Genomic DNA, 11745 nt, shown 5'->3' with positions numbered 1-11745 from the left:
CGAATGATGACTGTCAAAACATAGGGTTATGCCGTCAGGCGATAGAGGTATATACAAAGAAAAATCGTTGTAAAACCTTGATTTTACAACGATTAGCTAATTTTTGAAGGCTAAATTGACAACCTTTGTGAAGTCCTTTTGAAGCCTATTAGCGGAGAGAGAGGGATTCGAACCCCCGGTACCTCTCGGTACGACGGTTTTCAAGACCGTTGTAATCGACCACTCTACCATCTCTCCAAAAAGCATATTATTATTATAATATGCATCTGCTTCCTCTCGAAAAGCGAGTGCAAAGTTAGGGATAATTTCTGGGAACGCAAAATATCGAACGAGGATTTTTGCGGGAGGAACACTTTTTAACTAAACCTTTTAACTAAACGTAACTATTCAGCGGTAATGAACATTGAATATCAAGAACTTATAAACGTAATATTGTGGCAAAAAGGCTCGAAATGACATTTTTCACCAAAATTTGCATGTATATGTTTATGTAACTTGTTGATAATCAAATATAGTTTATGCGCCTTATCGCTGAATAGTTACTAACTAAACAGAAAGACTCTCCATCTATGTCACTTTCTCTGTTATCAATTGCATCTGCCGATCTTTACGCAAAATGAGACCTCTGCAAACCTCTATCTGATCAAAAAAAACACTGTAATTTATTATCAACAAGTTACATTTTCCAAAGCCTCCTACAAGAGGACTTTTGCTGAGGCCTCATGGTAATCTTGTTAAACAGCATCTTAAAATCAGTAATTCACATTGTTGTTTCCAACATTGTAACTCCCTGTTTATCAATCAGATTAGAAAAGGTGCCTATCTGTACCGCAAGTAAGGCCCATCTGCACTGCAAGTAAGGCCTGCCCGGACCTCAAGTAAGGCCTGTCTGAAAATCAAGTAAGCATCGTCTGCAATGCAGTATGAGCAGACTGGTCGTATTCTGACAGGGGAGCAGTCCGATTCCGACTGTCCGGTCCCATGCAGCAGGCAATATGCCTGTTTCCGAGCTGCCAGACAGGCAGTGTATAATGGGAGCGACGCCTTTGTTATCCGATCGGTCATTAACGGAAACAGGAGTGCTTCGGACATCCACAAAGCAGGGGCAGACACCCCGCCGTCCGACAGACAGGCTGTGTCACGGACAAGCGCAGGTTTCTGCCCCTGCTAATCAGTTGTCATAGTGTACTCCCAGCGTACCTCTCTCCTACCTGTGCGGCGGAGGAACTACAGCAACGCCTTGAACTTTGCGTCCAGAACATCCTTAGAGGCTGCACCGACGAACTTGTCGACAAGTTTTCCTCCCTTGAAGAAAAGGATGGTCGGGATGTTGCGCACGCCGAAGTCGATGGCAACATCGTCGTTCTCTTCGACATCGCACTTGCCGACGACAATCTTGCCGTCATATTCTTTGGCAAGCTCGGAGATGATCGGCCCTACCATCTTGCAGGGGCCGCACCATGTCGCCCATAAATCAACTACCAAGGGTAATTCACCGTTTTTGTAAGTCTCCAGATTCTTGGCTGTAATTTCTACTTCCATGTTTGTTTCCTTTTTATATTCTGTTTAATACTGTTGTAATCCTTGTCTCATATCTTGCAAAGACCGTGCCACTCTCCTGTCAGTTGATATGGAACTCCATCTTCTCATTGGCCGTTATGAAGTCGATCAGCCTGCGGTCTACATTCACCCCTCTGTCACGGCTCTTCAGTACGACCGTCGTATTGTCAGGCGTTCGCAGCTGGATGAAGAGCTGTGTGCTGCCCTCATGCTGCTCCACGACCGTTGCCAGTTCCGAGACAAGGGCTTCGTCCATGGCTGATGCGTCCATCGCAATGGTGAGCCGCTCCAGCCGGTGTGCCTTGACATCGTAAAGCTGCTCGACACGCTGCACCTTCAGTTCCAGTATCGAGGGATTGTTCCGATAGCGGGGCTGGCATCTGGCTGTTATATAAATGGTGTAGTTCACCTTCAGGAGATTGTTCCACCGTGCCCAATCGTCGCCGAAGAGTGCCAGTTCGCCCGCCCCTTTAAAGTCTTCGATAGTCACAAAGCCGAACGGCTTTCCGGTCTTCTGTGAGAAGCGTTCGCTGACAGCGGTCACGATGCCGCCGAACGTCACCTCATCCACCTTCGACAGCACTTCCATATCGGCATTGCGTCCTATCTGTGAACAGTGGGTGTTGCACATATTGTCCAGCACGACACTGTACTCGTCGAGCGGATGGGCTGACAGGTAGATACCCACCAGTTCACGTTCCTTGTTCAGTTTCTCGATGGCCGGCCATTTTTCGGTCTTCGGTGCGACAGGGTGCATTACCTCTACAGCATCCATGCCGCCGAAGAGAGAGTTCTGCTGCTGTGCCTTCTCTGCCTGGTAGAGCTGCCCGTAACGGACGATGGTGTCAAGGAACAGGCTGCCTTTCCCCGTCTCGGCAAAGTACTGCTCACGCTGCAGGCCGAAGCTGTCGAAGCCGCCGCTGTAGGCAAGGCTTTCAAAAGCCTTCCGGTTCACATTGCTGATATCGACACGCTCGGCAAAGTCGTAGATGTCCTTGTAAAGGCCGTTCTTCTCCCGTTCACGCACAATGCTCTCGGCGGCACTGGCACCCATCCCCTTGATGGCGGCGAGTCCGAAGCGTATCTCGCCGCGGCTGTTCACGCCGAAGCCGATCTGGCTCTCGTTGATGTCCGGGCCGAGCGTGGTGATCTTCATCGCCTTGCACTCCTCCATCAGTTTCGTGATTTCAGTGATCTGGCTGAAACGGCGTGTCATCAGCGCAGCCATGTATTCAGCCGGATAATGCGCCTTCAGGTAGGCGGTCTGGTAGGCTACCCATGAGTAGCAGGTGGCGTGTGACTTGTTGAAGGCGTAGCTGGCGAATTTCTCCCAGTCACTCCATATTTTCTCAAGAACCTGCGGATCGTGTCCGTTCTCCTGTCCCTGCTTGATGAACTTCGGCTTCATTTGATCGACGATGGCCTTCTTCTTCTTTCCCATCGCCTTGCGGAGTGCGTCGCTCTCGCCGCGCGTGAAGTTGGCCAGCTGGCGGCTGAGGAGCATCACCTGCTCCTGGTAGACAGTGATTCCATAGGTGTCCTTGAGGTACTTCTCCATGCAGGGGATGTCGTACTTGACCAGAGAGGGGTCGTTCTTGCGCTTGATGAAGTCGGGGATATAGTCCATCGGTCCCGGCCGGTAGAGAGCGTTCATGGCGATAAGGTCCTCGAACACAGTCGGATGCAGTTCCCGGAGGTACTTCTGCATACCGGCCGACTCGAACTGGAAGGTGCCGACGGTCTGTCCGCGCTGGTAGAGCTGGTAGGTCAGTTCATCGTCGATCGGGATATTGTCGAGGTCGACCACGTCGCCCGTCGTCTGCCTGATGACCTTGCAGGCCTCTTTCAGCTCGGAGAGAGTCTTCAGTCCGAGGAAGTCCATTTTGATGAGACCGGTCGATTCAATCACATGGCCGTCGTACTGTGTCACAGGTACTTTCTTTTCCGGGAAGTCGGGGTCGGAAGCCGTCGACACCGGCACCCAGTCGTCGATGGGGTTGCGGCAGATGATGAAGCCGCAGGCATGGATGCCCGTCCCGCGCACCGTTCCTTCCAGCATCTTGGCATACTTGATGGTGTTCCGCTCCCTCGCGTCTTCGCTGACCTCCGCCTCCTGCAGTCTGGGGGTACACTTGATGGCATTCGTCAGGTTCATCTTCATGCCGTCGGGCAGACGGTCAGGAATCGCCTTGCAGAGACCGTTCGACACGTCCAGCGACAGTTTTTCCACACGGGCAACGTCCCTGATGGAGTTCTTCGTCGCCATAGTGGAATAAGTGATGATGTGTGCGCAGTTCTCGTGGCCGTACTTGTCCATGACCCACTGCAGCACCTTACCGCGTCCGTCGTCATCGAAGTCGGTGTCGATATCAGGGAGGTTGACACGGTCGGGATTGAGGAAACGTTCGAACAGCAGGTCGTATTTCAGCGGGTCAATCTTCGTAATTCCCAGACAGTAGGCCACTACCGATCCGGCGGCAGAGCCACGCCCCGGTCCCACCATGACACCCAGCTTCTCGCGGGCGGCATTGATGAAGTCCTGCACAATGAGGAAGTAGCCGGGGAAACCCATCGTCTTCATCACGTGCAGCTCGAATCGGATGTGGCTCTTCACCTCGTCGGACAGCGGGTCGCCATACAGTTTCCCGGCTCCGTCATAAGCCAGCTTTGCCAGATAGTCTGCCTCGAACTTGATGCGGTAGATTTTCTCGTAGCCTCCCAGACGCCGGATGACCTTCTGCCCCTCCTCAGCCGGAAGCGGATGCTCTCCGTTCTCGTCGGTCGTGAACTCCCGGTACAGGTCGTCCTCGGAAAACTTCTTCCGCCATTCCTCCTCCGTTCCGAAATCCTCGGGGATAGGGAAGAAAGGCATGATAGGGCCATGGTCGATGCTGTAGATCTCCACCTTGTCGAGTATCTCCAGCGTGTTCGTCAGTGCCTCGGGAATGTCGGAGAAGACTTCGTTCATCTCCTGCCGTGTCTTGAACCACTCCTGCTTGGAGTAGCGCATACGCTTCGGATCGTCCAGGTCTTCATTCGTCGAGAGGCACAGGAGATGGTCGTGGGCCTCGGCCGTTTCCTTGTCTTCGAAGTGGCAGTCGTTGGTGCAGATGACCTTGATGCCGTATTCCTCGGCGAAACGCAGCAGCACCTTGTTGGCCTTCTGCTGCAGGGGATAGGCCTCACGGTTGGCCACCAGCGTCGGATCCTTCACCTCGTGCCGCTGCAGCTCCAGGTAGAAATCGTCGCCGAACACCCGATGATACCACTCGCAGGCCTCCCTCGCCCCTTCAATATCGTCATGGATGATCTTGCTGGGTATCTCGCCGGCGATGCAGGCCGAGCACACTATCAGGTCCTCGTGGTACTTCTCGAGCTGTTCCCGGTCTGTACGGGGTTTATAATAATATCCGTCCACCCATGCCTTCGACACGAGCTTGATGAGGTTCTTGTAACCATGGTAGTTCTTCGCCAGCACGATGAGGTGATAGCCTGAGTTGTCGTGCATGCTCTTGTCCTTGTCGTGCATCGTGCGACGGGCTACATACATCTCGCAGCCGAAGACCGGTTTGAACGGTGCCTCGCCCTTCTCCTTCCTGCCCTTGTTGACCTTGGCACAATAGTCCGAGAACTCCTTGATACCGAACATCACACCGTGGTCTGTGACGGCCATGCCCTTCATCCCGTCGGCGACGGCCTTGTCAACAAGACGTGTCACCTTCGACTGTCCGTCCAGGACAGAGTAATCCGTATGGACGTGCAAATGTACGTAATCTTCCATTGAATCATGCGTTTTTTGAGCTGTAAAGTTACGATGAAAAGGCGACATGACAAAAGAATGAGAATGAAAATTTGTGGAAACGACAAAAAAGAAGTACCTTTGCAACAAAACAAATACGTCGGTCAACGACCATGGGAAAAATAAAAAAGAAACTCAAAAAGATAAGAATCCACCGTGAAGGTACGGATACGCTGCTTTATGGAGCAATCTGTATTGTGCTTGTCGCACTGGTTCTCTGGTTTGCAGTTCCGTCAAAGATACCGTTCTGTATTTTTGCAGTCGTGTTCGGTACAGTCTACGGCATCGTGCTGAACTTCTACCGCTGTCCGATCCGCTATTTCGGCAGCGAGGACACTGATGACATCGTCGTCGCACCGGCCGACGGGCATATCGTCGTCATCGAGGAAGTGGATGAAAACGAATATTTCCATGAACGGAGACTGATGATCTCCATCTTCATGAGCCTCTGGAACGTCCATGCCAACTGGTTTCCAGTGGACGGTGTGGTGAAGTCAGTGAAGCATTTTGACGGGAACTACCACAAAGCATGGCTTCCCAAGGCAAGCGAAGAGAACGAACACGCCGATACCATCATCACAACGCCTGACGGGACGGACATCCTCTGCCGCCAGATTGCCGGTGCCGTAGCGCGCCGCATCGTGACTTACGCCAAGGAAGGCGAAGACTGCTACATCGACGAACACCTGGGCTTCATCAAACTGGGCAGCCGGGTGGACCTTTTCCTCCCCATAGGCTCTGAAGTATGCGTGAAGATGGGGCAGGCGACGACAGGTGACCAGACGGTCATCGCCAGATTGAAAACAAACAGACAGCAAGCATGATAAAGAAACACATTCCCAACAGTATCACCTGCTGCAACCTTGTCTCCGGATGCATCGCCACAGTTTATGCCCTCGCTGGCAATGCGGAGACTACCTTGCTGTGGATCATCATCGGTGCAGTATTCGACTTCTACGACGGCATGGCGGCACGACTGCTCCATGTATCTTCGCCTATCGGCAAAGAACTGGACTCCCTGGCCGACGATATAACCTTCGGCATGGCCCCGTCTGCTATCATCTTCTCACAGCTGCAGATGATGTCCTATCCCGCGTTTCTTGAGCCGTTACGTTTCTACCTGCCTTTCGCTGCATTCATCATGGCGGCTTTCTCAGCCCTCCGCCTTGCCAAGTTCAATCTTGACGAGCGTCAGGCACTGGGGTTCATCGGACTGCCGACACCGGCCAACGCCCTCTTCTGGGGATCGCTCATCGTGGGCCTCGGTGACAGAATCTACGATTTTTCATGGGCGGGCTGCCTTATCCTGGTCGGTGTCTTCGTCAGCTCCTGGCTTCTGGTTTCCGAGATTCCGATGTTCGCATTGAAATTCAAACAGTGGGGATGGAAAGGAAACGAAGTGAAATATATCTTCCTCATTACGTGCATCCCATTGATCGCCATCTTCGGCATTTCGTCGTTTGCCATCATCATCGCATGGTATGTAATCCTGTCGGTTATTGTAAAACCGTCCCCTGTAAAGAAATAGGGGGACACTATATAAAAGGACTATGACGTTTATCGCTTTCCTGCTGAAATTCGCATTTTTCATATTCATAGTTTTCCTGGCTGTCATCGTATGGATTGCATTTTCTTTCTATAAGCAGTTGACCAAGGCACGCCGACAGTTCAACCCCTACAGGCAGCAGCAGGAAGAGAGCGCAGCTCATGGGAATACCGTCATTGACAACAGGCCGGTGGAGAAACGGAACAGACAGGTGATACCTGACAGTGAAGGGGAGTACGTTGACTTTACAGAGACCGACGAACCCAAGACGTGACAAGGAACAAGCATAGGGGAGATTCGGATACTGTTACCATACCCCAAAAGCACGACAATCAGCCGCATAAACGGCAATGGACAGCGGAAAGAGGGTGTGTCCAAACACAAGATACCCACGACCTGACAACCTTCAACCTTTAAGCCGAAATTTACAAGCAAAGAAAAGCCCATTTCACTGCTCACTAACGAGTTTTGAAATGGGCTTTTCTCATTGGGTCGATTCACACCGTAAGACTTCCTCTGAAAGCATTTACCTTTTGACACGACCTGTTTTTTTTGTCTGCAATTTATTCCTATATGTTTTGCACGGTCTTCTCTTAAGATCCTGTATCTCGCATGGGGGCATAACACCTGATTACATTTTCCACATCTCCCTTCGCTTGGGCTACTAAATATCTACTGCCCATTTTAGAACACCAATCTTTCAGAGAACAAGAAAAGGCGAGCCTTTCGACTCGCCTTATGAATTTAATCAGTAACAGGATTAGAAATCCTTATGGGAGGCTGATAGCCTCATTAGGACAAACCGATGCACAAGTGCCACACTCCGTGCATGCATCTGCGTCAATCTTGTAGATGTCACCCTCGGAAATCGCTCCTACCGGGCACTCATCAATACATGTACCGCAAGCGATACAGTCATTGCCAATTACGTAAGCCATAATTTAATTTATAATGTTAATAATGTTCTTGTATTACAAACAGGCATGATACCTAACTTTGATGATGCAAAGATAAGAATATTATCTCGAATACCTATACATTATGAGAAAAATTACAAATATTTAGACGGCATCAAAATAGAAAACAAGCTCCCCACTTCCATCAATAACTTTTCTCCCAGACCTGCCGGAAACGTTCCTGATCAACATCCATCACCACTTATCAGTTTATAGTCAACCCAATTACAAATCTTATTTCCAAATTAACCTACCCTCATCCCCTATTATCGCCTATTATTGCTTATCACTGTCATCATCATCCATAACATCACAGCTTATCACCGCCCATCAGCCATCTCATCATCGCTTATCATCGCTTATCACAGCATATCACCGCCCATCACACCCTTCCCCCTCTCCGCCTTCATCCCTCCAGACGAAAAAAGGAGAGCCCCGGAGACAAGTCTCCGGGACTCTCCCGTGTGTGAAAGGAGGCGGCCACCTACTCTCCCGCATTGCATTGCAGTACCATCGGCGCAGGCGGGCTTAACTTCTCTGTTCGGAATGGGAAGAGGTGGGACCCCGCCGCAATAACCACCTGACATGACTTCCGGACTGACTCCTCTCCTTCCCCACCGTGTTCCTGATGGAGAAGGATCCCTGCCAGCCGTATGAGGTGACGTATTTCCACAGGCAAGACCGTCATAGAACCCGTCCTCCGTCCCGGAAGGACACACAGCTCAAAGTCTGAGCCGCCGGCCCCCGCACTCCGACTGCCGGAGGCGGGAGACCGGGAGAAAGCTTCGGGCAATTAGTAGCGCTCGGCTTTGACGTCGCCGTCTTTACACCTGCGCCCTATCCACGTCATCGTCTGTGACGGCCCTCGTGAGGAGTTCTCATCTTGCGGACGGCTTCGCGCTTAGATGCTTTCAGCGCTTATCCGTTCCAGACTCAGATACCCGGCGGTGCACCTGGCGGCACAACCGGCTGACCGGAGGTCTGTCCGTCACGGTCCTCTCGTACTAGTGACGGCACCGCGCAAAACTCCAGCGCCCACGATAGATAGAGACCGAACTGTCTCACGACGTTCTGAACCCAGCTCGCGTGCCACTTTAATGGGCGAACAGCCCAACCCTTGGGACCTTCTCCAGCCCCAGGATGTGACGAGCCGACATCGAGGTGCCAAACCACCCCGTCGATATGAGCTCTCGGGGGGGATCAGCCTGTTATCCCCGGAGTACCTTTTATCCTTTGAGCGACGGAGTTTCCATGCACGTCCGCCGGATCACTATGCCCTGGTTTCCCACCTGCTCGGCATGTCTGCCTCCCAGTCAAGCGCCCTTATGCCATTGCACTCCATGAGACCGGTTACCGATCGGTCAGAGGGCACCTTTGGAAGCCTCCGTTACGCTTTTGGAGGCGACCACCCCAGTCAAACTGCCCGCCAAGCAGTGTCCGCGCCACAGGCGCGTTAGACCTCAGACAGCCGAAGGGCCGTATTTCAAGGGCGGCTCCGCGGACGCTGGCGCGACCGCTTCGAAGCCTCCGGCCTATCCTGCACATCGGATGACCGAGGTCAGTGCTAAGCTGCAGTAAAGGTTCACGGGGTCTTTTCGTCCCATCGCGGGTAATCGGCATCTTCACCGATACTACAATTTCACTGAGATCATGGTCGAGACAGCGTCCGGATCATTACACCATTCGTGCAGGTCGGAACTTACCCGACAAGGAATTTCGCTACCTTAGGACCGTTATAGTTACGGCCGCCGTTTACCGGGGCTTCAATTCGACGCTTCCCATCGCTGGTGACGTCTCCTCTTAACCTTCCGGCACCGGGCAGGTGTCAGGCTGTATACCTCATCTTTCGAGTTCGCACAGCCCTGTGTTTTTGTTAAACAGTTGCCTGGACCTATTCTCTGCGCCTCATGTCGCCATGAGGACCCCTTATCCCGAAGTTACGGGGTCAGTTTGCCTAGTTCCTTAACCATGAATCTCTCAACGCCTCAGTATATTCTACCCGACCACGTGTGTCCGTTTGCGGTACGGGGCGCAATATCATTAAGTTTAGCGGATTTTCTCGGAAGTATGATTACCTGCACTCAACTCTTCCCGAAGGAAGTGCTGTACTTTCGTGTTTCAGCTCCAGCGGCGGATTTGCCTGCCACTATCATAACCTACGCACTTAAACGCCCTGTTCCGTCAGGGCGCGGCAGTGTCACTGCTCCGTCTCCACGTCACTGATAATGCGAGTTGCGGAATATTAACCGCATCTGCCATCGCCTTCGCCATTCGGCTGAGACTTAGGACCCGACTGACCCCGGGCTGATTGGCATCGCCCGGGAAACCTCGGTCTTTCGGCGAAAGGGAATCTCACCCTTTTTATCGTTACTTATACCTACATTTGCTTTTCCATAAACTCCAGGATCAGTTACCTTCACCATTCGACGTCGATGGAATGCTCCCCTACCGATACTTTTAATTTACATTACTATCCCGCGCCTTCGGTATCTGACTTATACCCGATTATTATCCATGCCCGGACCCTCGACTAGTGAGCTGTTACGCACTCTTTGAATGAATGGCTGCTTCCAAGCCAACATCCTAGCTGTCACGGGGACCGGACTTCGTTAGACTAACTCAGACAGAATTTCGGGACCTTAGACGGCGGTCTGGATTCTTCTCCTCTCGGGGACGGACCTTAGCACCCGCCCCCTTACTGCACGGCTGCGATCCGAGAGCATTCGGAGTTCGTCAGGTCTCGACAGGCGGTGAAGCCCTCTTGACCTACCGGTCGCTCTACCTCTCGCGGACAACGCCGCACGCGGCACCTAAATGCCTTTCGGGGAGTACGAGCTATCTCCAAGTTTGATTGGCCTTTCACTCCTACACTCACCTCATCGGGAAGCTTTTCAACGCTTATCCGTGCGGTCCTCCATCCGGTGTTACCCGGACTTCAACCTGGGCAAGTGTAGATCACTTGGTTTCGCGTCTGCCCCGTCCGACTACACGCCCTATTCAGGCTCGCTTTCACTGCGGATGCGCGTCTCATGACGCTTATCCTTGCCAGACATGGCAACTCGTAGGTTCATTATGCAAAAGGCACGCCGTCACCGCTTACGCGGCTCCGACCGCTTGTAGGCGCATGGTTTCAGGAACTATTTCACTCTCCTCGTCGGAGTGCTTTTCACCTTTCCCTCACGGTACTCGTACACTATCGGTCTCACGGGAGTATTTAGCCTTGCCGGATGGTCCCGGCAGATTCGCGCAGAATTTCACGTGTTCCGCGTTACTCAGGATACCACTACGTCTCGTCATGCTTCGAATACGGGATTATCACCCTCTATGATTGTTCTTTCCAGAACATTCTCCTCACAATCCAAGTACGACAGCGTGGTCCTACAACCCCGGAGGCGCATCGCTACGCCGCCGGTTTGGGCTCTTCCCCGTTCGCTCGCCGCTACTGGGGGAATCATTAGTTTATTTTCTCTTCCTGGAGGTACTAAGATGTTTCAGTTCCCTCCGTTCGCCTCACTACATTCGTAGTGATGACAGGCCTTCAGCCTGCCGGGTTGTCCCATTCGGAAATCCCCGGATCAAAGGTTATTTGCACCTACCCGGGGCTTATCGCAGCTTATCACGTCCTTCATCGCCTCCGTGAGCCAAGGCATCCGCCATGCGCCCTTTCTTACTTTCTTCGCCTTCTCCGCAATCGCTTGCGGAGAATGTAGCTCATACTTTCAGCTGTTGTGTGATTCTGAAGAATCTGAAGTACTTGCTTCAATCATCAGAATACTGATTCTTCCCTGACGGAAAGAACCGTTCTACTTTACAGTCTTGCTTGTGTCAATATGTCAAAGATCCCGCAAAGGCAAAGGGTGAAAAGCGGGAAGGAAAGACCTCCA

At 52.0% G+C, this 11745-nt stretch carries 6 protein-coding genes, 1 tRNA gene and 2 rRNA genes; 3 read left to right on the top strand and 6 right to left on the bottom strand.

The features are described from left to right. Positions 1-152 precede the first annotated feature (152 nt). The 3 genes from DYH27_RS10560 to dnaE form a co-directional block, all read right to left on the bottom strand. Positions 153-237: transfer RNA gene (locus DYH27_RS10560), tRNA-Ser, on the bottom strand. A gap of 990 nt (positions 238-1227) precedes the next feature. Further along, entirely contained in the window at positions 1228-1542 is a 315-nt protein-coding gene (gene trxA / locus DYH27_RS10555) for a thioredoxin (protein WP_004354564.1), read from the bottom strand. A 79-nt stretch (positions 1543-1621) separates the two neighbouring features. Next, a complete protein-coding gene (gene dnaE, locus DYH27_RS10550; protein ID WP_013671938.1) occupies positions 1622-5341 on the bottom strand; it encodes a DNA polymerase III subunit alpha in 3720 nt (1239 codons plus the stop codon). A gap of 131 nt (positions 5342-5472) precedes the next feature. Here dnaE and DYH27_RS10545 point away from each other — a divergent pair, with 131 nt between their 5' ends. From DYH27_RS10545 to DYH27_RS10535, 3 genes are read left to right on the top strand one after another with little or no spacing between them, the layout of a single operon-like run. Further along, positions 5473-6183: a phosphatidylserine decarboxylase family protein gene (locus DYH27_RS10545; RefSeq protein WP_013671937.1), complete on the top strand. Its 711-nt coding sequence runs from the start codon at positions 5473-5475 to the stop codon at positions 6181-6183. Then, positions 6183-6887: a CDP-alcohol phosphatidyltransferase family protein gene (locus DYH27_RS10540; RefSeq protein WP_029216665.1), complete on the top strand. Its 705-nt coding sequence runs from the start codon at positions 6183-6185 to the stop codon at positions 6885-6887. Before DYH27_RS10545 ends, DYH27_RS10540 begins: the two co-directional genes overlap by 1 nt. A gap of 22 nt (positions 6888-6909) precedes the next feature. Beyond that, on the top strand, positions 6910-7179 hold the full coding sequence (locus tag DYH27_RS10535) for a DUF4834 family protein (protein ID WP_025068370.1): 270 nt from the start codon (positions 6910-6912) through the stop codon (positions 7177-7179). Between the two features lie 496 nt (positions 7180-7675). Here DYH27_RS10535 and DYH27_RS10530 read toward each other — a convergent pair whose 3' ends face one another. From DYH27_RS10530 to DYH27_RS10520, 3 genes are all read right to left on the bottom strand, one after another. Continuing rightward, a complete protein-coding gene (locus DYH27_RS10530) occupies positions 7676-7843 on the bottom strand; it encodes a DUF362 domain-containing protein (protein WP_007367116.1) in 168 nt (55 codons plus the stop codon). A gap of 489 nt (positions 7844-8332) precedes the next feature. Continuing rightward, positions 8333-8445, bottom strand: a 5S ribosomal RNA gene (gene rrf / locus DYH27_RS10525). 189 nt (positions 8446-8634) lie between these two features. After that, positions 8635-11539, bottom strand: a 23S ribosomal RNA gene (locus DYH27_RS10520). Between the last annotated feature and the right edge of the window lie 206 nt (positions 11540-11745).

It is taken from the genome of Prevotella denticola (genome assembly GCF_900454835.1).
GTDB lineage: Bacteria > Bacteroidota > Bacteroidia > Bacteroidales > Bacteroidaceae > Prevotella > Prevotella denticola.
Note: the sequence above shows the minus strand (reverse complement) of the source record. Positions and strands in the feature narration are given on the sequence as shown.

Excerpts from the sequence above, each read along its gene's own strand:
- DYH27_RS10535 (WP_025068370.1), top strand. The coding sequence starts at position 6,910 with ATGACGTTTATCGCTTTCCTGCTGAAATTCGCATTTTTCATATTCATA.
- DYH27_RS10545 (WP_013671937.1), top strand. The coding sequence starts at position 5,473 with ATGGGAAAAATAAAAAAGAAACTCAAAAAGATAAGAATCCACCGTGAA.
- dnaE (WP_013671938.1), bottom strand. The coding sequence starts at position 5,341 with ATGGAAGATTACGTACATTTGCACGTCCATACGGATTACTCTGTCCTG.
- trxA (WP_004354564.1), bottom strand. The coding sequence starts at position 1,542 with ATGGAAGTAGAAATTACAGCCAAGAATCTGGAGACTTACAAAAACGGT.
- DYH27_RS10530 (WP_007367116.1), bottom strand. The coding sequence starts at position 7,843 with ATGGCTTACGTAATTGGCAATGACTGTATCGCTTGCGGTACATGTATT.